Consider the following 23,594-nt stretch of genomic DNA (forward strand, 5'->3'; position numbering starts at 1 on the left):
GTCGCTTTTTTTATTGCGATTTTTAAAATATTTAGTCATTTCTATGTCTCCTTAATAATAATTACTTTCGATCTTGGTTTAAATTATTTACCAAACACCTTTCTTCAATTGCTGTTTAGCGTCTTGTCTATCTCTACGATGTTGAGCACGAGGTTTCTCTGTTTCATGTATTCCACCTTTGTGAAGTAAAGGGGAAAGAGCCACTTGATTACGGACTTTGATTTTTGACATTTCTTTAATTTTCATGTTTTAACCTTTAATACATAAAACTTGTTTAAGTGTGTGAACGACTTCAATGAGGTCTGACTGATTCGCCATGACTTCATCAATGTCTTTATAGGCGCTTGGAATTTCATCGACAACGCCACTGTCTTTACGGCATTCAATACCTTGGGTTTGTTCAATAAGATCTTGCTGATTAAAAAGAACTTTTGCTTTACTTCTGCTCATCTTGCGACCAGCGCCATGAGAACAAGAACAAAATGATTCAGGATTTGCTTTGCCTTTAACGATATAAGATCGTGCTCCCATTGAACCTGGAATAATACCTAACTCATCTAAGCCTGCTCTAATTGCACCTTTTCGGGTAATCAATAGATTTTCGCCAAAATGTGTTTCACGGCTTACATAATTATGATGACAATTAATCGCTTCTTTTGTCATTTGAAAAGAAGGGAGAGGAGGGCGGATCGCTTCTAAAATTAATCGCATCATCTCTTTGCGGTTTTCAAAAGCATATTCTTGTGCCCACTCTACAGCTTCTACATAATCATCAAAACTTTTTGAGCCTTCAGCAAAATAACTTAAGTCTTTATCAGGAACATGGCCAAAGCGATGCTGAGCTTCTTTTTTGGCTAACTCAATAAAGTAAGTACCAATAACATTACCAAGCCCTCTGCTACCTGAATGTAGCATTACCCATACGTCTTGATTCTCATCAATACATAACTCTATAAAGTGATTACCACCACCCAAAGTCCCAAGTTGCTTTTGCCATGTTGCATCAAATTGTCGAAGCATTCGGACAAGACCAGGATGCTTTTTGATAATTGGTTCTAAGCATTTTTCAAGTGGAATAATGCTAGAAGCTTTCGCTTTGACTTGTTTATGCAAAGCAAAGCCAACAGGGACTTTACGTTCAATTGCATCACGCAAACGACTTAAGTTATCAGGTAATTGTGAAGCCTTTAAACTCAAGCGAATTGCATTCATCCCACATCCAATGTCAACTCCTACAGCAGCAGGAATAATGGCGTGTTTGGTTGGAATAACACTACCTACAGTAGCGCCTTTACCCACATGCACATCAGGCATAACTGCAATGTGAGAATAGATGAATTGCAGCTGAGCCATTTTTTTGAGTTGTTCTATACTTTCACTATCTATATCTTGAGTGAAAATTTTAACAGGGACACCATAGAGTGCCTCCTTGTTTAATATTTTTTGTATGCCCATAATTTTTTCTCTTATTTTTGTCCGAGCAGGCATAAAAAAACCTAGCGAATGCTAGGTTTTAAATTTAAGCATTCGGACAAGTGGTGTGAATTTGTACACTTGTCCGTGAGCTGACATCGTGCCAAATTATTTAATCTGTTTTACCTTGTACTAATGGCATGATGTCCTCCTTATTTAAAAGTGCCGTTGAAAATCTGAACGGCATTTTACGCTTTTTTAATCAAAGATCAAGTTTTTGATCTTTGATTAACTTTTAATTACCGATTCTTAGTCTTGCTCAGGTTTGACGTTCATTTGATCGTAAGAGATCAATTTGGTTTTATTTTTCCACTTATAGCCTAACCAAATGATCAAGAACAAAGGCAAGCTAATATAAGTTGAAAGTAAGCCTAACCAATCAATTTTTCCACCTAAAATGGCTTGATAGTTCTGCCCTAAAATGATGATTGAACAGAGAATAAAAGCAAACCAAGGGGCAAATGGGAAAAATTTGGCACGATATGCTAAATCTTCTAATTTATAGCCTTGAGCAATATAACCTTTACGGAAACGATAATGTGAAATCGCAATTCCTAACCAAACAATAAAACCGCACATACCCGACATATTGAGTAGCCAGTTAAATACTTGTTTTTCACCAATAAATGTCGTTAAAAAACAGAATGCAGCAATAAATGTCGTTGCGTATAGCGCGTTCATTGGAACGCCACGACCATCGAGTTTTGCAAACCACTTTGGTGCACGGCCTTCTTGAGCCATTTTAAACAACATACGAGTTGAGGAATACATGCCTGAATTACCTGCTGATAAAATAGCAGTAAGAATGACAGCATTCATTAAACTCGCAGCGAAAGCAAAACCTACTCTTTCATAAAGCAATGTAAATGGAGATAGTGCGATATCTTCAGTGGCTGCTGCTTGCAGTAAATTCGGGTCATCATAGGCAATCAAAGTGCCGATAATGAAAATACATAGGATATAAAATAATAAGATTCGCCAGAAAATCTGTTTGATTGCAAGTGGAATTGTCTTCTTTGGATCTTTTGATTCGCCAGCAGCAACTCCAACCATTTCAGTTCCTTGGAAAGAGAATCCAGCAATCATTGCTACTCCAATCATGGCTTGTAAACCGCCTACAAAAGGTGCCTCTTTGTAGGTCCAGTTTCCGAAAGTTGCAACACCTGGAGTTAGCATAATCTTGATGATCATGGCTAAGCCAATAATAATAAATGCAACAATTGCAATTACTTTAACCATCGAAAACCAGAATTCGCTTTCCCCAAATCCCTTTACTGTCATGGCATTGATCAGAAAGATAACAATAAGGAACAGGGCACTCCAATAGAACCCTGGAATATCAGGGAACCAGAACTTCATAATAAACTGAACCGCAACAAGTTCGAATGCAACCGTAATTGCCCAGTTATACCAATAGTTCCAGCCTAGAGCGAAACCAAAGCCTTCTTCGACATAACGACTGCCGTAAGTAAAAAAGGCACCGGATGTTGGTGTGTGAGTTGCAAGCTCACCTAAGCTGGTCATTAAGAAGTAAATCATAATGCCAATGAGTGAGTAGGCGAGTAGCGCTCCACCAGGGCCAGCGTTTGCAATGGTTGATCCAGAAGCAAGGAAGAGGCCTGTACCAATGGAACCACCAATGGCGATCATATTCAGATGACGAGCCCCAAGCTTACGCTGGAGTTTTTCAGGAGCATGTGTTTCGCTCATGGAGATTCCTTACATAGTTTGTTATGCACAGGCATATAACACCTTAAAGCCTTGATGATCAGTTTTAATCTGGCACTGACCAAAGTGCTTCTCAATTAAGATCGGATAGTTTAAAAAACGGTTTGCTACAATCCATAGCTCACCTGATGCCTTTAAATGTTTTTTAGCGTTTTGGCAGAGTCCTTCACTTGCATCATAGTTGGTATGAATACCTTGATGGAAAGGGGGATTACTGACAATGGCATCGAGTTCTGTTGGAGCGTCTGCAATTCCTGTAACAGGCTGCAATCTCAACTGGTCTGAACCTATTCCATTTCGACTAAAAGTCATTTCCGTTGACCGTAAAGCGAAAGCATCAATATCTAGGGCATGAATAATATTACTTGAATTTATTTTTGCCAAATAGCAACTGATAATTCCAGCACCACACCCGAAGTCGGCAATTCTACCTGATTTCACCTGATTAAGATAAGGGAGTAAAACAGCAGTTCCGACATCTAGATGATTTTGGCTAAACACACCGGGAAGGGCACAAATCGTAAGTTCTTGTTCATTAACATGAACAGTGTAAGTTTTAAGCCAACTTTCGAGAGGTTTAATTTGTTCTGTTTTTTCAATCTTTAAGTGCCATAGCTGACAGTGGCGTGCACTATCGAGTTTAAGTACTTTGCCGAAGCTTTGTAGTTGTTTGGCAGCGCGTTCAACACCACCTTTTTTTTCACCTACTAAAAAAACAGACTGAGCAGTTTTAAGATTGCTCATTACTACATGCAGTATGTAATTTAATAGTTCTTTAGATTTGGGAACAAAAATGACGGCTTGATCGAATTCTTGTAATGGAAACTCAACTGAGAAATGCGCATTTGTTCCACTATTTATAAAGCTTTGATAGTCAGTATGGTTCCATGTCCAGACTGACGCATCAATATCAGTTGGTAGTTGACTAACTAAGGCATCATTCGGTGCATTAATGAACAAGATTCTACCTTTTAAATAGTCTTGCTGTCTTAATATCACTTCACTTCTAGGATCCATGTACATCTCTCATGAAGAAGAATGCCCAGTGGAAACTGGGCAGTAATCAAAATTAAAAAAATAGTTATTTATGTGTTTCAGGAAGTACAACATTTAAAATTAATGCTGCTATACCGCCTGTCGCTACGCCAGAGCTAAAAATATTTTTAAATAATTCTGGTAGGTGTTCCAAAATTTGAGGAACTTGAGCAACACCCAAGCCTAGTGCAAGTGAAATTGCGATAATTAAAAGTGCTCGGCGATCAAGGTGAATAGATGAGAGAATATTAATACCTGATGCAGCGACGGCACCGAACATTACCATAACTGCTCCACCTAAGACCGCCTGTGGTACGGCTTGTATTACACCAGCTACTGCTGGAAATAAGCCCAATAAAATAAGTAAAGCAGCAATCCAGATACCTACATAACGACTTGCAACCCCAGTAAGTTGGATTACACCATTATTTTGAGCAAATACAGAGCTAGGGAAAGTATTAAATAAGCCTGCGAGTAAAGAGTTTGCACCATTTACTAAAACACCGCCTTTAATGCGTTTCATCCATTCTGGACCATTAACGGGTTGGTTTGAAAGTTTACTGGTTGCAGTCACGTCACCAATCGCTTCTAAAGATGTAACTAAATAGATAAAAGCCATTGGAATGAATAAGCCCCAAGAAAAGCTTAAACCAAAGTGCATTGGCGTTGGAATCTGTACAAGAGGCGCATCTTTAATACCTGAGAAATCTAGGTAACCCATAAATCCTGCAAGAATGTAACCAATTACTAAAGCAATTAAGATTGCTGAACTTTTAATCCAAACCACCCGAATGCGGTTTAGCACAATAATAATAGCAAGTACGGTACATGACATAATAAGGTTGTCTGCACTTGCAAAAGTATGGTCTTGCATGGCTTGGTAGCCACCACCCATACTAATCAAGCCTTCCTTAATAAGCGTTAAGCCAATTAATAGAACAACAATACCAGTCACCAAGGGAGTAATTAATCTTTTTACCCATGGAAGAATTTGCGAAACACCCATTTCAATAAAGGAGCCAGCAATTACTACACCAAAAATTGCAGCCATAACTTGGTTTACAGGAGTTCCTGCGGCAACCATTGCACTACCAATACCAATAATTGGTCCAATAAAGTTAAAGCTTGTGCCTTGTACAATCAGAAGACCTGCACCAAACGGGCCGACTTTTTTACATTGAAGAAATGTAGCAATACCCGAAATCACCAAAGACATAGATAAAATCATGTTAGTTTCGGTGCGTGATACGCCTAAAGCTAAACAAATTAAAAGCCCTGGTGTAACAATTGGTACAATAATCGCAAGCAAATGCTGGAAAGCTGCTAAAAAAGCGATCAAAGGTTTTGGTCGATCATCTAAGCCATAAACAAGGTCAAGATGGTCTTGAGAGTGTGGATTGGACATGGGTGTAGGTACGCCGCAATTTCGCAAATTGGCGCTATTCTAATCGAGATACCTATCTTTACAAAACGAAATACAGGCTATTGGAAAATTTTTTTGTCAATGTCAATAAACTGTCACTACTCAAGAGTAGTGTTTTTCTGTATAATTTGCCCTCAAATTTCAGGCGTTTCGAATTTTCATGTCAGATATCAAAAATCTCCGTAATATCGCAATTATTGCGCACGTCGACCACGGGAAAACCACACTTGTCGATAAACTACTTCAGCAATCTGGTGCTCTCGGTGAACGAGCAGGCGAGATTGAGCGTGTCATGGACTCAAATGCGCTTGAAAGTGAACGTGGTATTACCATTCTTGCAAAGAACACTTCTATTACTTGGTTAGATAAACGTACTGATACAACTTACCGTATCAACATCGTGGATACCCCGGGACACGCCGACTTCGGTGGTGAAGTAGAACGTGTTATGTCGATGGTTGACTGCGTATTACTTTTAGTTGACTCTCAAGAAGGCCCAATGCCACAAACTCGCTTTGTGACACAAAAAGCCTTTGCTCGTGGTTTAAAACCAATTGTTATTATCAACAAAGTAGACAAACCAAGTGCGCGTCCAGATTGGGTTATTGATCAAGTGTTTGATTTATTTGATAACCTTGGTGCAACTGATGAGCAATTAGATTTCCCAATCGTTTATGCATCAGGTTTACGTGGTGTAGCGGGTCCTGCTCCAGAAGAACTTGCAGAAGACATGACTCCGTTGTTCGAAACGATTGTAGACATCGTTGAACCACCAGCAGTTGATGTTGATGGTCCATTCCAAATGCAGATTTCATCACTTGACTATAACAGCTTCGTAGGTGTTATCGGTGTTGGTCGTATTCAACGTGGTTCAGTAAAATTAAATACTCCTGTTACTGTAATTGACAAAGAAGGTAATACACGTAACGGCCGTATCTTAAAAATCATGGGTTACCATGGTTTAGAGCGTATCGATGTTGAATCAGCATCTGCTGGTGATATCGTATGTATTACTGGTATCGACGCACTTAACATTTCTGACACGATTTGTGATCCGAAAAATGTTGAAGCATTACCAGCTTTATCTGTAGATGAACCTACAGTATCTATGACTTTCCAAGTAAACAACTCTCCGTTTGCTGGTAAAGAAGGTAAGTTCGTAACTTCACGTAATATCCGTGAACGTCTTGATCGCGAATTAATTCATAACGTAGCTTTACGTGTTGAAGACACTGACAGTCCAGACCGTTTCAAAGTATCTGGCCGTGGTGAACTTCATCTTTCAGTTTTAATTGAAAACATGCGTCGTGAAGGCTTCGAAATGGGCGTATCTCGTCCACAAGTAATCATCAAAGAAATTGATGGTGAAAGACAAGAGCCTTACGAAAACGTAACTTTTGACGTTGAAGAACAGCATCAAGGTGCTGTAATGGAACAAATGGGTCACCGTAAAGGCGAGATGACCAATATGGAAGTTGACGGTAAAGGCCGTATCCGTATTGAAGCAACTGTACCTTCACGTGGTTTGATTGGTTTCCGTTCTGAATTCTTGACCATGACTTCTGGTACAGGGATCATGACTTCAAGCTTCTCGCATTATGGTCCTGTTAAACAAGGTACTGTTGCGAAACGTCAAAACGGTGTATTGATCTCTATGGTTCAAGGTACTTGCTTGGGCTATGCATTGTTCAGTTTACAAGACCGTGGTCGTTTGTTCGCTAAACCACAGTTAGAAGTTTACGAAGGTATGATCGTGGGTATTAACTCTCGTTCAGACGATATGGTTGTAAACCCGACTAAAGCGAAACAATTAACTAACGTTCGTGCGTCTGGTACAGATGATGCTTTAACTTTAGTACCTGCAATTGAATATACGCTTGAACAAGCGCTTGAATTCATTGAAGATGACGAGTTAGTAGAAGTAACACCTAAATCAATCCGTATCCGTAAGCGTTATTTAACTGAAAATGAACGTAAACGTAATCGTGATAAATAATTTTTCTTAATTGAAAAAGAAGAAACCGCTAAATTAATTTAGCGGTTTTTTTTAATCGTTATATTTGAAATTAAAGTAAGCTTAAAATCATATTTTTCTTGTAAACGAATATGTTGTTAAAGTGTGAAATAGCTTTCTTTTTTTGATAAAAATATTAAATTATCAATATCATGGCGAGAACTATCTAATTCGATAAGATGCCAATGAAAAAGAAAAATATGATGTGTTTCTGCCCCCGACATCTGGAGATGTTTAGATGAGTATTATTCAAGAATTTAAAGAATTTGCCGTTAAAGGCAATATGATGGATTTAGCCATTGGTGTGATTATTGGTGGTGCTTTTGGCAAAATCGTGGACTCTTTAGTGAAAGATATTATCATGCCACTTATCACTGTAATTACTGGTGGTGGTGTTGATTTTTCACAAAAATTCATTGTATTAGGTGCAAACCCTAATAACTTGCAATCTTTAGATGCTTTGCAAAAAGCAGGTATTAATGTTTTAACTTATGGTAATTTCCTCACCATTTTAATTAACTTCATTATTTTGGCTTGGGTTGTGTTCTTAATGGTGAAATTATTAAATAAACTTCGCCGTAATAAAGAAGAGCCAGAGGCTCCAGCTGCAACTCCAGAAGACATTCAATTGTTGCGTGAAATTCGTGATGAGTTAAAAAAGCAAGCTTAATAAGATTTGAAATAAAAAACGGTGCCTTGAGTACCGTTTTTTATTACTTCATATTTTATGTTGTACTAAAACTATTGGTAACATTGCCAGTAGAGAGAATTTCAACTCAGCATATTGTAAAAGGTATATAAATTAATGAATCAGCTTTTTGTGTATGGCACTTTATGCCCGAATAAAGCAAATGCTCATATTCTTGAACAAATTGGCGGTAGTTGGACCAAAGCCAGTGTAAGAGGTGTGATTCATATTTTAGATTGGGGGCCAGACAAAGGGTTAAAAGCGCTTGAGTTAGATTCGGAAGCAGATTGGGTAGAGGGCTATTTGTTTAGCACAGAAAAACTTGCTGAAAACTTGCAGATGCTTGATGACTTTGAGGGTTTTCAATACCAACGTGTCATCGCAAATATAAAATTAGAATCAGGCGATTATGTTAAAGCCTGGACATATCAGCTGAATGCACAGGCTTCTGAAAAACGATAGTTAAAATTATGGAATCAACGTAAGCTACCCATTCTAAATTTAACTTCTAAAAGATGATAGCCAAATTGGCTTTTGATTGGGCCTTGTAACACACGTTCAGCAGCTGTAAAAACAACTTTGTCGATGACGGGCACCAATTGCCCTTTTTTGACTTCACCAAGTTCACCACCACGTTTTGCCGAATTACAGGTAGAGTATTGCTTGGCAAGTTTGGCAAAGTCAGCGCCACTTTGAAGCTTCTTTTTTACCTGCTCAGCTAAGTCTTTATCTTTAACTAAAATATGTCGGACAATTGCTGTTTGCATGTTGTCTTCCTCCAAAAAATTAAGGCTTTCTCAGCTTTTTAAGCGGTTGGCACTGTGGGCAAAATACACTGGCACGCTGACCGAGTTTTAAGTTTTCTAATGTGGTTTCACAGTTAATACACATTTCTCCAGCACGACCGTAAGCAAGAAGTGTTTGCTGGAAATAACCATTTTCTCCCATGGCATTGCTGTAGTCTCGTAATGTCGAGCCACCTAAATCAATTGCCGACTTTAAAATGCGTTTAATCTCGACAACAAGTTTCTCAATTTGTTGCATGCTTAAGTCACCAGCAGGCTGAGCTGGGTGAATGCCTACATTAAATAAGCTTTCAGTTGCATAGATATTGCCTACACCAACCACTACATGATTATCCATGAGTGCAATTTTTATGCCGACAGATTTATTTTTGAGTTTTGAAGCTAAATATTCTGCATGAAAGTCAGTACTTAAAGGTTCAGGCCCTAAAGTATCTATGAGTTTGCCTTGAGTCTCGGGATTAAGCCAAAGAATACAACCAAAACGGCGAGGGTCATGGTAACGTAATTGCTGATCTTCAAATTGAATAATCAGATGGTCATGCTTTCTCAGTTCGTCATTTGGCTCGGTTAGACGAAAGCTTCCTGACATGCCTAAATGCCAAAGCATTTGATCTTGTTCAAACTTTGCCAAAATATATTTTGAACGTCGATTTAACCCAATGAGACGTTGCCCAACAAGTTTCTGAACATCATCTGGTATAGGCCAGCGTAAGCTAGGATTGCGTACTTCAACACTTAGAACTTTTTGATTCAATAATGGAAATAAACTGGTTTTGGTGGTTTCGACTTCGGGTAACTCAGGCATGCCAACTCGCAGAATTAACAGATATACTGGATTAATCAAGTATAACGTGTGGTATGTAATATTTCAGAGATTACTATGTCAGATATTTTACCATTAAGCTGGTTTCAACGTGAAACCTCAGAAGTAGCTTATGATTTAATCGGCTGCGTATTGTGTAAGCGACAACCTGATGGCCAAGTGATCCGCTGTACAATTAGTGAAACTGAAGCTTATTTGGGCGTTCGTGATAAAGCTTGCCATAGTTACAATGACAAACGCACCGCTCGAACAGAGGTAATGTATTGCCCTGGTGGCACGATTTACGTCTATTTAATTTATGGCATGTATGAAATGCTCAATCTTATTACTCAGACAGAAGGTGTGCCTGAAGGGGTAATGATTCGTTCTGCATTTTTAAATGGTGCTTCAACTAAAAATGACTATAAGCTTTTAGCTGGACCCGGAAAATTGACACGCTATTTAGGGATTGATCGGACTTTAAAAGGACAAACCTTGGGAGAGGAATCTGGACTATGGGTTGAAGCAGCATCAACGCAACCAGAAGTTGTTTTAACACCACGTATTGGAATTGATTATGCCGAAGAAGCAAAACATTGGCCTGAACGATATTGCTGGAAAGATCATCCATCTTTGAGTCGATAATTTTAATCTGGAAATCAATTTTTAGATATTGATGAAGAGTGTTCCAGATTTACAACAATGCAGATCGAATTCAATATCCAGACAAGACACTGCTTTTTGTTATCATAACTACAATTAAATAAAGGAAATAAGCATGTCCTTATTACGCTTAGACCGACTTCATTACTGTATTTTGATGAGTATGGGCTGTATTTCTAGCCCACTTGTTTGGGCAGAAGATTTAACACAAGACGTAACTGTATTGCCAACATTACATGTGGAAGCAACCCGTACCGATACAACCTATTTGCAGACACCGGCCTCGGTTTTTCGAATAGATGCACCTCAAGTTGATACTTCTTCACAAGTAAATTTAACCGAAGTTGTAAAGGGTATACCGAGTTTACAGCTTCGCAATCGTGAAAATTATGCACAAGATTTACAGTTATCTATGCGTGGTTTTGGTGCACGTTCAACTTTTGGTGTTCGAGGCATTCGCCTATATGTGGACGGTATTCCTGCAACAATGCCAGATGGACAAGGCCAAACGTCTAATATCGATTTAAGTAGTCTGGACCATGTTGAAGTTCTAACAGGACCTTTTTCCTCACTTTATGGAAACTCATCGGGTGGAACAATTTTAACTTCTACTAAAGAAGGGCAAGGCAAAGATTCAATTGAGCTGAGCTATTCGGGAGGCAGTCACGATAAAAGCCGAGCAGGGCTCGTGCTACAAGGTGGAGCAAAGGGTGCGAATGAACCAAGCTATGTTATTAGTTCATCATACTTCGATACTGATGGTTACCGAGAACATAGCGGTGCAGAAAAAGTACTAAATAATGCAAAGCTCAGTTGGAATCTTGTTGATGGTAGTAAAATCAATTGGGTAACCAACTATGTAAAAATTCATGCAGATGACCCGCAGGGTTTGAACCGTGATCAGTGGAATGCAAATCCAAAGCAACAAGTTCCATTTTTAAAGCAATTTAATGTCCGTAAAGATATTGAACAGACCCAAACAGGGGTGACATGGTCTAAGCCTATTAATGATAAAAATGAACTCTATGCCATGGCATATTTAGGTAATCGCCAAGTCACTCAATATCAATCTATTCCTAAATCAACACAAGATGCCAGCATCAATCATGCAGGCGGGGTAATTGATTTTGAACGTGATTATTATGGTGCTGACTTCCGTTGGACGGGCAAAGAATTACTTCCAAATACCACTGTAAGTGTTGGTGTTGCATTAGATGCGATGGATGAAGATCGTAAAGGTTTTGAAAACTTTAATTTGGTAAATGGTCAACCTTCTTATGGTGTCAAAGGTAATTTGCGCCGTGATGAAGATAATACTTTGTGGAATATCGATCCCTATTTACAAGCGTCATGGCAGTTCTTACCAACGTGGCGTTTAGATACAGGCGTACGCTATAGCAATGTCCATTACAAATCTAAAGATAACTATTTAAGTAATGGCGACGATAGTGGTAAGACTGATTACAGTAAAGTTTTGCCTTCTGCTGCTTTAAGCTGGCAAATTTTACCTGAACTCATGGCTTATGTGAGTTATGCCAAAGGATTTGAAACGCCAACTTTTACTGAAATGGCATATCGTCCAGATGGAGAAAGTGGTTTTAATTTTGATTTAACCGCATCCACAAGCGATACCTATGAAACAGGCTTAAAATCACAAAACCAATTAGGTGATTTTACTTTGGCAGTATTCCAGACTAAAACCAAAGATGACATCGTTTCTGCAGGTAACTCAAATGGCCGATCAACCTTCCGCAATGCAGATAAAACCTTACGTGAAGGCTTAGAGTTTGCATGGAATAAAAAGTTGTGGCGAGATTTAACAGCGACTGCTAGCTATACATATTTAGATGCAACTTTTGATGCTGATATTCCAGCTTTAGGAAGTATTGCTCAAATTCCATCGGGCAATGCCATTCCGGGAATTGCCAAAAACCAAGCTTACGCCTCTTTGGCTTGGCAGCCATCGCACGGGCTATATGGCGGGGTAGATGTACAGTATATGGATAAAGTATACGTGAATGATACCAACAGTGACGCAGCGCCAAGCTACAGTGTAACCTCAGCTAATGTTGGTTACGCATGGGTAATGGGTGACTGGAAAGTGAATAGCTTTGCCCGTGTTGATAACCTATTTGATAAAAACTATGCAGGTTCAGTGATCGTAAATGATGGTAATAGACGTTACTTTGAACCAGCGGATGGACGTAACTGGAGTGCAGGTTTACGTGTAATTAAGCAATTCTAGGAATTAAAAATGGCAAAATTATTTGAAACGGTTAACTTTGGTTCACTACAACTGGTCAATAGAATTGTAATTGCTCCGATGTGCCAATATTCGGCAACAGATGATGGTGAAATTACCTATTGGCATGAACAGCAATGGGCAAATTATGCATTATCTGGTGCAGGACTTTGTATTGTAGAGGCGACTGCTGTACAACCTGAAGGTCGGATTAGCTATGCTGACCTTGGGCTTTGGAATGATCAGCAACGTGACCAAATCAAAGCGTTGTTAGCTAAGGTTCATACACTTTCACCAATGCCATTTGGGATTCAGTTAGCACATGCAGGACGTAAAGCGTCTACTGAAAAGCCGTGGTTAGGTAAAGGTCAGATTGCAAAAGATCAGCCTCATGGTTGGCAAACGGTTGCTCCAAGTGAAAGTACCTTTTCAGTGCATGATGCTGCACCACATGCTTTGACCATTGCTGAGATTAAACAAGTTCAACAAGACTTTGCAGCAGCGGCAAAACGTGCTGTAGAAGCTGGATTTGAGTTGATTGAAGTTCATGCTGCGCATGGTTATTTACTACATCAATTCTTATCGCCAATTGCCAATCAGCGTACTGATGAATATGGTGGTTCTTTAGAAAACCGTATGCGTATGACCCTTGAGGTTCTTCAGGCAATTAAACTAGCTGTACCTGAAGGTTATCCTGTTGGTGTTAGGCTGTCTGCGACCGATTGGTTGGAGAGTATCGAGCATTGGGACGTTGAATCTACAGTGGGCTTATCAAAAGCTTTAGAGCAATTGGGTGCAGCCTATGTGCATGTGTCTAGTGGCGGTTTGCACGAACATCAATCTATTACGATTGGGGCTGGCTACCAAGTGCCTTTTGCTGAACAAGTTAAAAAGCATGTGTCTATTCCAGTCATTGCTGTAGGGCTAATTACTGAGCCAGAACATGCTGAACAAATTCTGGAAAACCAGCAAGCTGATGCTATTGGTCTTGCTCGTGCAATGTTATATGACCCAAGATGGCCTTGGCATGCAGCAGCGGCTTTAGGGGCAGAAGTTAAAATTGCGCCTCAGTATTTACGTTGCCAACCTCATGGATTAAAGCAGCTTTTTAACTCTTTTTAATTGTATTGGGCAAAGTTATCTTTGCCCATTTTTCTTTCGTGAAGTGAGGACGGTCAGTGGTTTTTCAGGTTATTTTACCTATCTTGATATTGCTATTGATGGGCTATGTCTGTGTCCTCATCAAATTGGTAACACCTGAACAGATCAGGGCTCTTAGCGCATTCGTAATTAAAATTTCCTTACCGGCTTTTTTAATTCACTCATTGGCAAATAAAAACTTACAAGACATTTGGCACCCAGCTTATTTTCTTGCTTATGGTGGCGGGTCTTTAATTTTATTTTTCTTTGCTTTTATTCTCTATAGAAAATATTTTAAAAATAGCTTAACCCATAGCGCCGTCATATCGATGGGGGCATCTATGTCGAATACTGGATTTATGGGAACAGCTATTCTAACCATGTTGATAGGTAATCACGCTGCGATCTATATTTCTTTAACACTCATCATTGAGAATTTATTGATTGTGGCGCTGATGCTCATTTTGGCCGAAGCTGGTTTACATCAACAGCAAAATCTTTTACCGCTGTTAAAACAGACTTTTTTAAACTTACTCAAGAACCCTGTCATTATCGCTATTTTGGTTGGGATGGGATGCATTCTTTTAGATGTTAATCTTCCTGCAACGCTTGACCAATCTTTAGAGTTACTTGGGCGTACAGCTTCGCCTTTGGCCTTGTTTGCAATTGGCGGAAGTTTAGTAGGTATTGGAATAACAACGGTAAATATAGAAAGCGTTTTGTTAGCGACCTTTAAAGTTGTACTAATGCCATCTGTTATTTTTGCACTTTTTTTAATAACTCCAAATGTAAGCCGTGAAATGCTTTACGCAGGAACATTAATCGCTGCTTTACCGATGCCGATTGCTTTCGGCATTTTTGGACAAGCCTATGGCTTAAATGAAAAGGCGTTAACACCACTTATGATTAGTACAATTGTTGGTTTTATTGGTGTGAGCTGGCTTATTGCTTTGTGGTGGTAAAAGAAAAGCCCCATAAGGGGCTAATTACTTACTATTTTTTAGGCGCTGGCTGTGCGGGAGCATTTGCAGCCTGTTTGCTCTTTTCTGCAATAATCTTATCAACCGAAGCTAACGATTCTTTAGCGTTAGGCACATTTTGATTGGCAAGTTCAGTAAAGATCTTTTTAGCCTGCGGTAGGTTTTGCGGAATGATATTGCCATTCGCCATCATGGTTGCTAAAGCCATAGAAGCAGGTGCATAGCCTTTTTGTGCAATTGACTGTAAAGCTTCGATACCTTGGCGTTTCATTAAAGGATTTTTATTTTCAACACCTTGGCTAATGTCATAGAGTGCTTTGACCTGAATAGCAGGATAGTTACCTTTTCGAATTAAAGGCGCCAATTTTTGAAGGGCAATTTGATGTGACTGCGGTTTTTTCTGAGCAAATAAAATTGTCGCAATTTTCACAGTTGCATCATCAGAACCTTGAGCTGATGCCTTTTGAATATATTGACTGAATTTGTTGCTATCTTTCGCAACGCCCAATTCACCAGTCTCATAAATTTGTGCAAGCGTGTAACTTGCTTGGGCGTAACCTTTATTTGAAGCATCCTCATAATATTTTAGGGCCTTAGAAGAATCTTTTGCTATACCTTGGCCCATTTGAGTCATATAGCCTAAGTTATAAATAGCTTGGGCATTACCTGTTTGGGCTAGGCGTTGCATTTCTTGAAATGCGGCAGAGTAATTTTTTGCTGCGTAGAGTTGCTCAGCTTGTTTAAAAACATCGGTTTTAGCAGCAGTCGCTGTGTTATCAGCTGCAAAAATTGATGCACTTGAAAGGGTGATTAGGCTTGCGATTAGTAATTTCTTCATTTCTTTTTAACCTTTTACTTCGTAGCTACATCAATCCATTGATGCATGAAAGAGTTTCAATTTCTCATCATAAATATTGATTGCTGAAAGTAAACAGCCGATTTGTATATAAAGCACTGCACTTTGGGCAAATTGTGGAGAAAAAATACCCACTCACATTCATATAATGCAGTGGGTAATATTATTATTTTGCTGACTGAAGTAATGCTTCGATTTGCTTGGCATCACTTGGTACACCAGAGAGTCTTTGGCCATCTTGCAAGAACAGGGTAGGTGTTCCATCGATATTTAATTTTTGACCTAAAGCAATATTTTTCTGAATCGGGCTTGAGCAACTTTTGCTATTAGTCGTTAATTTGCGATTAAGCATATAGTTTGTCCAAGCTTCTGCTGGATTTTTTGAGCACCAGATTTGATTTGAAACTTTTTCAGCATTTGGATGCAAACTAGTAAGAGGATAAAGGAACACATATACGGTTACGTTATCAACCCCAACCATATTTTGTTCTAGGCGCTGGCAATATGGGCAATCTGGATCACTAAAGACATAGAGCGTACGTTCGCCTTTACCTTTTACATATTTAATTGCCTGATTTAATGGCAAACTTTTAACGTCAATTTTGCCCAGTTCGGCAATACGTTCTTCAGTCATATTTTTTTGTTGTTTAATATCGACTAAATTACCAACAAAAAAGTACTTCGCATCTTGATTAGTATAAACAATGCGGCCGCTTGTATAGACTTCATAAATGCCTTGTACAGGCGATTGATAAACACCTTTTACAGGCAAATCGGGATAATTTGTCTTAAGATTTTGTTCAAGTGTTTTAACATCAGCATGAGCAGAACCGAAAATAGCCAGACTCAAAATGAGTGTAGCAAGTTTAGTTTTCATCTTTTTTCTCTTTAATTTCAACAGGGCTAATGATGGCATATAAAGCTTAAAAAATTGACGTTCTAATCTAATGAAATCATTAGTGTTTTGTATCTATAAAAAAGCCCACTAACTTAGCAGTGGGCAGTTTGGACTAATAAAAATTATTATTGTGGTCTTGCAACGTCACCACTTAAAGCTTCTGGTAACTTAAGAACTTGAAGCCCCAACTCTTGTAGAGCAGCAGGTTTCGCAACAACTAAAGCAAGATAGCCTTCATCATTTGCAATACTATTAACGACTTCAACATCATTATTTAATTGAGTTGCTGAAGCAGGCGCTTCACCTGTACCTTGTACGAGATGTAACCAATGTTTTGGTTTTGCTTTAAACCAAAGACGCGCCACAATTTCCTGACCTAGGTAACAGCCTTTGTCGTAATTGACGCCTTCACGTTGATGTAAACGCAATTCTTGTGGCTGGAATTCATGTTCAGTTGCCTGTGTAATCCACGCTTGACCAGTCATGATGGCTTGTTTTTGCCATTCTGAAATATCAGTTTCAGCAGTAGTGAACTCAGTTTGATGATTCACAACTTTTGGAAACACAGCACCTTGTTCACTTAAGGTCATTTTTGAAAAGGCACCATACTTTTTAATATGTTTGGCAAACTCTTCAGCTTGATCTTGAGTAACTACAATTTCAAAACTTTCAGGATTAATCTTCTTTAGCCATAAGCCAAAGTGAATACGACCTTTAAGATCACAAATAGCTGTATAGCGAGTTTCATTTTCAGCTAAACGTTCAGTATCTACAGTAACTTGGCCTTGTAAAAACTTTTGTGCATCTACACCGTTTAAAGCATATGAGGAGAAAGCGAGCAGACTCATGATTAATCTCAAATTCAATATGTTTCTTTATGATTGCTGACTATTTTGCTCCATTTTTACTAAAAAATCAGCCATAGTTTTCGTAATTTGAGTTTGTCCTTAAGTTGGCTTTTTTGTTTAAAAAAACACCAAAAATATACGTTCGGATAAATCGGAAGGTTTAAGCTAATAGCCATAATTTCAATAATTTTAAGGAAATTAAAATAAGGAGAATATGATGGCAACAGGTACAGTGAAATTTCATCGCGTGTTTAAGGCACCAGCCGAGCGAGTCTATCGTGCATTTTTAGATCCAGATGCTTTAGTCAAGTGGTTACCGCCCCACGGTTTTACTGCGAAAGTTCATAGTTTTGATGCAAATGTTGGTGGCTCATACAAAATGAGTTTTACCAATTTTTCAACAGGTTCAACACATGCTTTTGGCGGAACATATGTGGAATTAGTTCCAAATGAACTAATTCGCTACAACGATCAATTCGATGATCCAAATTTACCCGGGACTATGCAGGTTACTATTACATTAAAAAGCGTATTGGTAGGTACAGAAGTGCATATTACGCAAGAAGGCATACCAGAAGTGATTCCTGTAGAAGCTTGTTATTTAGGGTGGCAAGAATCCCTATCTTTGCTTACCTTATTGATTGAAGCTGAAATTCCAGATCAATAAAGTCACTCTACTTTCTTATAAAAAAGAGTAGGTCGTATGACCTACTCTTAACATAGTTCTAATTGGTTTTGTTGTTCCAATAGCTTAACTATGGCTGAAAAATCGACTTGTTGTGCATCGGGTTTGGAAACCTGATTAAACTGTTGCTGAATAAGACTAAAAGCTGGAAGTTCCAAATTATTTTGAGTAACGAGATTTAGTGCAATTCCAATATCCTTTTGTAATAAATCTAATGCAAAAGTTTTTTCAAATTTGCGGTTTAAAACACGTTGCATCATGATGTGTTCTGAAACATTACTTTTGCCACTAGAGTGGTTAATACAGTTCATTGCGGAGTGTAAATTTACGCCTTGAGATTTAAGGATACTTAATCCCTCTGCCAACGCCCAAAGATGTGTTGCCATTAATGTGTTATTGATGGCTTTTACTGCAAAGGCAGCACCACTATCGCCAACATATTCAACTAAATTAGCAAACGCTTGAATGATTGGTTTTGCTCTTTTAAAAGCAGACTCGTCACCTCCGACCATTACCGTGAGAGTTCCTCGTTCAGCTCCAATCGTTTGTCCTGAAACTGGTGCATCTAAATAATCAACTCCATTTACTTTGAGCTGTTGGCTGAGTTTTCTTGCAGTCTCTGGCACACCGCTAGTGCAATCCACCCAAATACAGCCTTGTTTTAGTTGAGAATCCGCAATTAAATTTTCTACATCTTGGCTAGTCGGTAGGCATGAAAAGATAATATCTGCTTGTAGAGCTTGTGTCAGGTCTACAGCCTGCGTACCAAAGGATTGTTCATGTTGCTTTGCTTTAGCAAAAGTACGGTTCCAAACATACACTTGGCTACATACTTGGGTTAAATGGGAAGCCATGTGCCATCCCATCGCACCTAAACCGATAAATGAAACACTTTGAATCAAGGAGTTTCTCCAGAACTAGAGATGTGGGACAGAATTAAGTGGTTCTACTGATTTTTCAATAGATTGACTTTCGGATTTTTCCGTTCTGTTGAGTAATAGGTTAAGCACAATTGCTGCAAGTGTTGCAGTTCCAATACCCCCTAGGTCAAATGGCCCAATATGTAGACTTAAATTACCAGCACCCATAATCAGGCTGACTGCTGCAATAATTAAAGTACTATTTTTGGTGAAATCAACTTTGTTATCGATCCAAATTTTTGCTCCAGCCACAGTAATTAAACCAAAGACAACAATGGATGCACCGCCTAATAAAGCGACAGGGATGGTACTAATGATTGCTCCAAATTTAGGAGATAGACCGAGTAGAATTGCAAATAGTCCCGCAATCACAAAAATAGTCGTTGAATAGACTTTAGTTACAGCCATTACTCCAATATTTTCAGCATAAGTCGTCATGCCTGTACCACCAACAGAAGCTGATAAACTTGTACAGATACCGTCTGCAAAAAAAGCACGCCCCATATATGGTGATAAATTACGTTCTGTCATGGCAGAAACCGCTTTAAAATGTCCCAAGTTTTCAGCGACTAAAATAAGCGCAACAGGTGCAATCAATAAAATAGCTTTGGTATTAAAAACAGGTGAGTGAAAAGTTGGTAGGCCAAACCATGCAGCTTGACTGATTGCATTAAAATCGATGGGTTTGCCTAACCCTAAGATATTAGTGAGTAGGAAATAAATAAAATAAGCACTGATGAGCCCGATGAGTAATAGAAGGCGGCGAATCATACCTCTTGTAAAAACAGCAACGGCACTAATGCATAAAATGGTAATGACTGCCATCCACGTGTCAAAGCTATTTGTCGAAACGCTTTTGATTGTTACAGGTGCAAGGTTTAAACCAATAATCATGACAATTGCACCAGTGACCACGGGTGGCATGAGTTTTTCAATCCATGCAGTTCCAGTTTTCATGACAATTAAACCGATGCATGCATAAATCAAACCGCAAATGATTGTACCGCCCAGCGCCACAGCTAAATTGGGATTTGATCCAACCCCTGCATAGCCTGTGGCTGCAGCGACTGCACCAATAAAGGCGAAACTTGATCCGAGATAGCTAGGCATACGCCCACCTGTAATTAAAAAGAACAAGATGGTGCCAATACCAGTAATAAAAATGGTGAGGTTCGGATCAAAGCCCATGAGTAACGGAGCTAAAACAGTTGCTCCGAACATAGCAAAAGCATGTTGTAACCCCAAAACAATACTTTTACCGGGAGGGAGATATTCATCAATTTGTACGGGAGTTTCTAAATTACCTGTGTGCGGCTTAAATTTAGGAAACCAAGATTCTTTTGTTCGCATAACAGATCCTCTTTTTCATTTTTTATCTGCATTAGCATGCTGTTTGTAATTCGCAATAACTGCGGTTGAAGTACATAAGTGCATTAAGTCCACTTTGGTGTTTCATTGCTTTGACCGCACAAAACAAGACGTCATGACTACCGATACTCATGCTTTGTACAATTTCACAATCAAATGACACCAAGGCCTCATTCAAAATCGGAGAACCAGTGAGTAGCTTGCTCCATTCCCCATGGGCAAAGCGTTCTGGCATTGGTGTTTTTCCGCCGAATATTGTAGATAGCGTACTTTGATGGGCAGCTAAAGTATTGACACAAAGCACCTCGTTTTGTTTAAAAGTATTAAACACAGATGCTGAGCGATTGAGACAAACCAATAGTGTCGGTGGTGTATCGGTTACGCTACATACAGCGGAGGCTGTAAAGCCAGCCTGTCCCGCAGGTCCATCTGTCGTGATGACATTCACTGCTGCTCCAAGATTTGCCATGCCTTGTCTAAAAGTATGCTGATCTACTTCTAAGTGTGTTGAGCATGTTTGAGCCTGCTGAATAGCAGATGGAGTTAAAACCTGTTTCTCTTCTCTTTTTTGCATGATTGCTCTCCAACCCCAATGCATGATCATTACAATGAATCGAGGCTAAAACATCACATCAGTTATGATGCTGAAGGTTTTTATCAGTGACATCGTTTATCCCACATGGGCAATCGATGCAATTTCAATTAAGGCATCAGGTTTCACCAAGCCGCACTGGATACAAAAGCGAGCAGGTTTGTCACCCGGAAAATATTCTGCATATACCGTATTTACTGCGCTATAGTCGGCCCAATCTTTAATGAAAATGGAATTGAACGTTACGTCATCCATGGTGCCACCTGCAGTTTCAATCACTTTTTTGATCGTTTCTAAAATATGGCGAGTCTGTCCTGCGGCATCACCAATACAGACCACATTATTATTTTCATCAAAAGCCAATGTGCCTGAGACATACACAATATTGTCTGCTTTGGTTGCAGGAAAATAGGGTGCAAGTGGTGCCGCTGTTCCTTCAGGAATAACAACTTGTTTAGACATAAGATGCTCCAAATCAAAAAATTTAGATAAAATTAAATGCATGAATTAGGCAGATTGCTGTAGCAATGTTGATGCCGAACTAAAGGTTTCAATAAAACTATTGGTGTCAGATACCCAGCCAAAAAAAGTTTTAATGTTATATAGGGCTGCGTCATGAGCCTCTTGAGGTCCGGCTTGATAGCAAGCATCTTTAAGTGCAACACCGAAATATTCCAAAAAGAAACCATCACGTAAGGTCGACTCGACACAGACATTGGTGGCAATGCCTACAAAGACCAAATTACGAATGCCACGAGCACGTAAAATGCTGTCGAGCGCTGTGTTAAAGAAACCGCTATAACGTGGCTTTTCAATAATGATGTCTTGTGGAAGAGGTTGTAACTCATCAATTAAAGCAAAGTCCCAACCGCCTTTAGATAAAAGTTGGCCTTGTAACTCAGGCTGTTTACGCATGGTTTTTAAAGCATTGGATTTATGAAAATTTGGTGAACCTAAACCACCAGCTTCGACGTAGTTTTTATCCCAACCATTTTGAAAATAGATGACCTGAATCCCTGCACTATGTGCAGCATCGATCGCCTTTTTAATATTTTCGACTACGGGTTTAGTCTTTGAGACATCAAAACCTGCTAAATCTAAATACCCACCTAAAGAGGTGTAGGCATTTTGCATATCAATGACAATAAGCGCAGTTTGTTCTGCTGCTAATTGAATATGTTCAGGTTCGGCTTTCAACACTTTGCCTGTACCAATCTGTGCCGTGAATTCTGCACATACAATATTAGACATTTCATTCATGCGCTTTTCTCCAAAACAGTTGGTGCGGCTTGCTCTGCCAGTTCGGTAACGACACTTTCACGACATTTCATGAGCGGTTGAATGCGTTGACCAAAATCTTCTACGCCTTGTAAAAAGTCATCAAAGGTCAACAAAATTCCCTCTGTCCCTTTAATCTCGGAAATTTGATCGAGCATTTTTGCGACATTTTTAAAAGAGCCAACAATGGTGCCCATATTGATATTGACGGGAGAAACGCTAGAGGCCATGTGGCGAATATTGGTGTCGGTGCCAGACACTTTATCTTTTGCACCTTGGTCTTGTAGCCAACGAATAGCTTCCATGTCCGCACCGTCGTTATAGTGTTGCCACTTCTGCATTGCAGCTTCATCTGTTTCGGCAGCAATTACCATAAACAACACATAGGTCTGTACATTGCGTCCAGTTTTGTCGGTTTGAGCTTTTAAGCGATCATTAATTTCGGCATACGCTGTCGGTGTGTTTACACCTTTTCCGAAAACAAAGTTGTAGTCAGCATATTTTGCGGAAAAAGCTAAACCAGCATCTGATTGTCCTGCACAGATAATTTTCATATCAGCTTGAGGCTGTGGTTTGACCTGACAATCATTCATTTGGAAGAACTCGCCTTTTAGGTCTGACTTCCCAGTTGCCCAAAGTTCACGCAAAACTTCGACATATTCAGATAAGTAGTCATAGCGCTTAGCAAAATATTCATCGCCAGGCCACATACCCATTTGGGAATATTCAGGCATTTGCCATCCGGTCACGACGTTTAGTCCAAAGCGACCGTTGGAAATCGAATCTATGGTCGATGCCATACGTGCCACAATTGCAGGAGGCATGACTAGTGTTGCAGCGGTTGCATAAATTTGGATTTTACTGGTGACAGCAGCGAGACCTGCCATGAGGGTAAATGTTTCAAGGTTATAGTCCCAAAACTCAGTTTTTCCGCCAAAACCACGTAACTTAATCATGGAAAGGGCAAAGTCAAAACCGTAGTGTTCAGCACGCTGTACAATTTGTTTGTTTAATTCAAAGGTAGGTTTATATTGCGGTGCATTTTCTGAAAGCAGCCAGCCATTATTTCCAATTGGACAAAAAACGCCGATCTTCATCTTGATTCCCCATCGTGAGTTTAGGAAGTCGAACTGAAAGCTATAAACGATATAATTT

25 protein-coding genes are annotated in these 23,594 nt (G+C 39.3%); 8 read left to right on the forward strand and 17 right to left on the reverse strand.

The genetic code is table 11. The features are described 5' to 3' along the window. Positions 1–87: 87 nt before the first annotated feature. From MKL51_RS19280 to MKL51_RS19300, 5 genes are all read right to left on the reverse strand, one after another. Positions 88–246 (reverse strand): hypothetical protein, encoded by a 159-nt coding sequence (locus tag MKL51_RS19280; protein ID WP_002116121.1) that lies wholly within the window; start codon positions 244–246, stop codon positions 88–90. 3 nt (positions 247–249) lie between these two features. Beyond that, positions 250–1,455, reverse strand: a complete 1,206-nt coding sequence (locus tag MKL51_RS19285; protein ID WP_005064298.1) for an RtcB family protein — start codon at positions 1,453–1,455, stop codon at positions 250–252. A gap of 267 nt (positions 1,456–1,722) precedes the next feature. Next, complete coding sequence (locus tag MKL51_RS19290) at positions 1,723–3,183, reverse strand: amino acid permease (protein ID WP_014207587.1); 1,461 nt, start codon at positions 3,181–3,183, stop codon at positions 1,723–1,725. Positions 3,184–3,204: 21 nt separating this feature from the next. Further along, complete coding sequence (locus MKL51_RS19295) at positions 3,205–4,218, reverse strand: methyltransferase (protein ID WP_032006030.1); 1,014 nt, start codon at positions 4,216–4,218, stop codon at positions 3,205–3,207. 64 nt (positions 4,219–4,282) lie between these two features. Further along, positions 4,283–5,641 carry a uracil-xanthine permease family protein gene (locus tag MKL51_RS19300; RefSeq protein WP_032006028.1) on the reverse strand — a complete coding sequence of 453 codons (1,359 nt, stop codon included), beginning with the start codon at positions 5,639–5,641 and terminating at the stop codon, positions 4,283–4,285. A gap of 178 nt (positions 5,642–5,819) precedes the next feature. Here MKL51_RS19300 and typA point away from each other — a divergent pair, with 178 nt between their 5' ends. The 3 genes from typA to MKL51_RS19315 all read left to right on the forward strand — a co-directional run bounded on the left by typA (position 5,820) and on the right by MKL51_RS19315 (position 8,823). Next, entirely contained in the window at positions 5,820–7,655 is a 1,836-nt protein-coding gene (gene typA / locus MKL51_RS19305) for a translational GTPase TypA (RefSeq protein WP_002116501.1), read from the forward strand. Positions 7,656–7,911: 256 nt separating this feature from the next. Further along, entirely contained in the window at positions 7,912–8,343 is a 432-nt protein-coding gene (gene mscL / locus MKL51_RS19310) for a large conductance mechanosensitive channel protein MscL (RefSeq protein ID WP_002116334.1), read from the forward strand. Positions 8,344–8,478: 135 nt separating this feature from the next. Continuing rightward, positions 8,479–8,823, forward strand: a complete 345-nt coding sequence (locus MKL51_RS19315) for a gamma-glutamylcyclotransferase family protein (protein ID WP_002116214.1) — start codon at positions 8,479–8,481, stop codon at positions 8,821–8,823. Positions 8,824–8,837: 14 nt separating this feature from the next. Here MKL51_RS19315 and MKL51_RS19320 read toward each other — a convergent pair whose 3' ends face one another. Both MKL51_RS19320 and mutM read right to left on the reverse strand, forming a co-directional pair. Then, the gene (locus MKL51_RS19320) at positions 8,838–9,128 is read right to left on the reverse strand and encodes a peptidylprolyl isomerase (protein WP_017482162.1); all 291 of its coding nucleotides are present in this window, start codon (positions 9,126–9,128) and stop codon (positions 8,838–8,840) included. Between the two features lie 19 nt (positions 9,129–9,147). Continuing rightward, entirely contained in the window at positions 9,148–9,972 is an 825-nt protein-coding gene (gene mutM / locus MKL51_RS19325) for a bifunctional DNA-formamidopyrimidine glycosylase/DNA-(apurinic or apyrimidinic site) lyase (RefSeq protein ID WP_032006026.1), read from the reverse strand. A 75-nt stretch (positions 9,973–10,047) separates the two neighbouring features. Here mutM and MKL51_RS19330 point away from each other — a divergent pair, with 75 nt between their 5' ends. From MKL51_RS19330 to MKL51_RS19345, 4 genes are all read left to right on the forward strand, one after another. Continuing rightward, positions 10,048–10,614 (forward strand): DNA-3-methyladenine glycosylase, encoded by a 567-nt coding sequence (locus MKL51_RS19330; RefSeq protein WP_032006024.1) that lies wholly within the window; start codon positions 10,048–10,050, stop codon positions 10,612–10,614. 133 nt (positions 10,615–10,747) lie between these two features. Further along, positions 10,748–12,877 carry a TonB-dependent receptor family protein gene (locus MKL51_RS19335; RefSeq protein ID WP_032042224.1) on the forward strand — a complete coding sequence of 710 codons (2,130 nt, stop codon included), beginning with the start codon at positions 10,748–10,750 and terminating at the stop codon, positions 12,875–12,877. A gap of 9 nt (positions 12,878–12,886) precedes the next feature. Then, positions 12,887–13,996, forward strand: coding sequence for an NADH:flavin oxidoreductase/NADH oxidase (locus MKL51_RS19340; protein WP_005064310.1), 1,110 nt, complete (start codon positions 12,887–12,889; stop codon positions 13,994–13,996). A 56-nt stretch (positions 13,997–14,052) separates the two neighbouring features. After that, the gene (locus MKL51_RS19345) at positions 14,053–14,976 is read left to right on the forward strand and encodes an AEC family transporter (protein WP_032042225.1); all 924 of its coding nucleotides are present in this window, start codon (positions 14,053–14,055) and stop codon (positions 14,974–14,976) included. A gap of 31 nt (positions 14,977–15,007) precedes the next feature. Here MKL51_RS19345 and MKL51_RS19350 read toward each other — a convergent pair whose 3' ends face one another. From MKL51_RS19350 to MKL51_RS19365, 4 genes are all read right to left on the reverse strand, one after another. Then, positions 15,008–15,832: a tetratricopeptide repeat protein gene (locus MKL51_RS19350; protein WP_032006018.1), complete on the reverse strand. Its 825-nt coding sequence runs from the start codon at positions 15,830–15,832 to the stop codon at positions 15,008–15,010. A 184-nt stretch (positions 15,833–16,016) separates the two neighbouring features. Next, positions 16,017–16,727 carry a DsbC family protein gene (locus tag MKL51_RS19355; RefSeq protein ID WP_032006016.1) on the reverse strand — a complete coding sequence of 237 codons (711 nt, stop codon included), beginning with the start codon at positions 16,725–16,727 and terminating at the stop codon, positions 16,017–16,019. 146 nt (positions 16,728–16,873) lie between these two features. Continuing rightward, entirely contained in the window at positions 16,874–17,596 is a 723-nt protein-coding gene (gene ygfZ / locus MKL51_RS19360) for a CAF17-like 4Fe-4S cluster assembly/insertion protein YgfZ (RefSeq protein WP_032006014.1), read from the reverse strand. A 59-nt stretch (positions 17,597–17,655) separates the two neighbouring features. Continuing rightward, complete coding sequence (locus MKL51_RS19365) at positions 17,656–17,772, reverse strand: hypothetical protein (protein WP_080591774.1); 117 nt, start codon at positions 17,770–17,772, stop codon at positions 17,656–17,658. A gap of 38 nt (positions 17,773–17,810) precedes the next feature. On the opposite strand from MKL51_RS19365, the gene MKL51_RS19370 reads away from it, so the two are divergent. Beyond that, a complete protein-coding gene (locus tag MKL51_RS19370; RefSeq protein ID WP_014207573.1) occupies positions 17,811–18,263 on the forward strand; it encodes an SRPBCC family protein in 453 nt (150 codons plus the stop codon). A gap of 47 nt (positions 18,264–18,310) precedes the next feature. Here MKL51_RS19370 and MKL51_RS19375 read toward each other — a convergent pair whose 3' ends face one another. The 6 genes from MKL51_RS19375 to rutA all read right to left on the reverse strand — a co-directional run bounded on the left by MKL51_RS19375 (position 18,311) and on the right by rutA (position 23,536). Further along, positions 18,311–19,183, reverse strand: a complete 873-nt coding sequence (locus MKL51_RS19375; protein WP_080973433.1) for an NAD(P)-dependent oxidoreductase — start codon at positions 19,181–19,183, stop codon at positions 18,311–18,313. 15 nt (positions 19,184–19,198) lie between these two features. Continuing rightward, on the reverse strand, positions 19,199–20,551 hold the full coding sequence (rutG, locus tag MKL51_RS19380) for a pyrimidine utilization transport protein G (protein WP_032006012.1): 1,353 nt from the start codon (positions 20,549–20,551) through the stop codon (positions 19,199–19,201). A 31-nt stretch (positions 20,552–20,582) separates the two neighbouring features. Further along, the gene (rutF, locus tag MKL51_RS19385) at positions 20,583–21,173 is read right to left on the reverse strand and encodes an NADH-dependent FMN reductase RutF (RefSeq protein WP_078210294.1); all 591 of its coding nucleotides are present in this window, start codon (positions 21,171–21,173) and stop codon (positions 20,583–20,585) included. Between the two features lie 66 nt (positions 21,174–21,239). After that, positions 21,240–21,623, reverse strand: a complete 384-nt coding sequence (gene rutC / locus MKL51_RS19390; protein ID WP_032006011.1) for a pyrimidine utilization protein C — start codon at positions 21,621–21,623, stop codon at positions 21,240–21,242. Positions 21,624–21,668: 45 nt separating this feature from the next. After that, positions 21,669–22,421: a pyrimidine utilization protein B gene (gene rutB / locus MKL51_RS19395; RefSeq protein WP_032006009.1), complete on the reverse strand. Its 753-nt coding sequence runs from the start codon at positions 22,419–22,421 to the stop codon at positions 21,669–21,671. Beyond that, a complete protein-coding gene (rutA, locus tag MKL51_RS19400; protein WP_032006007.1) occupies positions 22,418–23,536 on the reverse strand; it encodes a pyrimidine utilization protein A in 1,119 nt (372 codons plus the stop codon). The genes rutB and rutA overlap by 4 nt, the downstream gene beginning before the upstream one ends. Positions 23,537–23,594 lie beyond the last annotated feature (58 nt).

Source organism: Acinetobacter sp. AOR18_HL (assembly GCF_027855145.1).
GTDB classification, from domain to species: domain Bacteria; phylum Pseudomonadota; class Gammaproteobacteria; order Pseudomonadales; family Moraxellaceae; genus Acinetobacter; species Acinetobacter pittii.

What these genes read in the sequence shown, in the direction of transcription:
- MKL51_RS19280 (WP_002116121.1), bottom strand. Translation starts at nt 246, where the DNA reads ATGAAAATTAAAGAAATGTCAAAAATCAAAGTCCGTAATCAAGTGGCT.
- MKL51_RS19285 (WP_005064298.1), bottom strand. Translation starts at nt 1,455, where the DNA reads ATGGGCATACAAAAAATATTAAACAAGGAGGCACTCTATGGTGTCCCT.
- MKL51_RS19290 (WP_014207587.1), bottom strand. Translation starts at nt 3,183, where the DNA reads ATGAGCGAAACACATGCTCCTGAAAAACTCCAGCGTAAGCTTGGGGCT.
- MKL51_RS19295 (WP_032006030.1), bottom strand. Translation starts at nt 4,218, where the DNA reads ATGGATCCTAGAAGTGAAGTGATATTAAGACAGCAAGACTATTTAAAA.
- MKL51_RS19300 (WP_032006028.1), bottom strand. Translation starts at nt 5,641, where the DNA reads ATGTCCAATCCACACTCTCAAGACCATCTTGACCTTGTTTATGGCTTA.
- typA (WP_002116501.1), top strand. Translation starts at nt 5,820, where the DNA reads ATGTCAGATATCAAAAATCTCCGTAATATCGCAATTATTGCGCACGTC.
- mscL (WP_002116334.1), top strand. Translation starts at nt 7,912, where the DNA reads ATGAGTATTATTCAAGAATTTAAAGAATTTGCCGTTAAAGGCAATATG.
- MKL51_RS19315 (WP_002116214.1), top strand. Translation starts at nt 8,479, where the DNA reads ATGAATCAGCTTTTTGTGTATGGCACTTTATGCCCGAATAAAGCAAAT.
- MKL51_RS19320 (WP_017482162.1), bottom strand. Translation starts at nt 9,128, where the DNA reads ATGCAAACAGCAATTGTCCGACATATTTTAGTTAAAGATAAAGACTTA.
- mutM (WP_032006026.1), bottom strand. Translation starts at nt 9,972, where the DNA reads ATGCCTGAGTTACCCGAAGTCGAAACCACCAAAACCAGTTTATTTCCA.
- MKL51_RS19330 (WP_032006024.1), top strand. Translation starts at nt 10,048, where the DNA reads ATGTCAGATATTTTACCATTAAGCTGGTTTCAACGTGAAACCTCAGAA.
- MKL51_RS19335 (WP_032042224.1), top strand. Translation starts at nt 10,748, where the DNA reads ATGTCCTTATTACGCTTAGACCGACTTCATTACTGTATTTTGATGAGT.
- MKL51_RS19340 (WP_005064310.1), top strand. Translation starts at nt 12,887, where the DNA reads ATGGCAAAATTATTTGAAACGGTTAACTTTGGTTCACTACAACTGGTC.
- MKL51_RS19350 (WP_032006018.1), bottom strand. Translation starts at nt 15,832, where the DNA reads ATGAAGAAATTACTAATCGCAAGCCTAATCACCCTTTCAAGTGCATCA.
- MKL51_RS19355 (WP_032006016.1), bottom strand. Translation starts at nt 16,727, where the DNA reads ATGAAAACTAAACTTGCTACACTCATTTTGAGTCTGGCTATTTTCGGT.
- ygfZ (WP_032006014.1), bottom strand. Translation starts at nt 17,596, where the DNA reads ATGAGTCTGCTCGCTTTCTCCTCATATGCTTTAAACGGTGTAGATGCA.
- MKL51_RS19365 (WP_080591774.1), bottom strand. Translation starts at nt 17,772, where the DNA reads ATGGCTATTAGCTTAAACCTTCCGATTTATCCGAACGTATATTTTTGG.
- MKL51_RS19370 (WP_014207573.1), top strand. Translation starts at nt 17,811, where the DNA reads ATGATGGCAACAGGTACAGTGAAATTTCATCGCGTGTTTAAGGCACCA.
- rutG (WP_032006012.1), bottom strand. Translation starts at nt 20,551, where the DNA reads ATGCGAACAAAAGAATCTTGGTTTCCTAAATTTAAGCCGCACACAGGT.
- rutF (WP_078210294.1), bottom strand. Translation starts at nt 21,173, where the DNA reads ATGATCATGCATTGGGGTTGGAGAGCAATCATGCAAAAAAGAGAAGAG.
- rutC (WP_032006011.1), bottom strand. Translation starts at nt 21,623, where the DNA reads ATGTCTAAACAAGTTGTTATTCCTGAAGGAACAGCGGCACCACTTGCA.
- rutB (WP_032006009.1), bottom strand. Translation starts at nt 22,421, where the DNA reads ATGAATGAAATGTCTAATATTGTATGTGCAGAATTCACGGCACAGATT.
- rutA (WP_032006007.1), bottom strand. Translation starts at nt 23,536, where the DNA reads ATGAAGATCGGCGTTTTTTGTCCAATTGGAAATAATGGCTGGCTGCTT.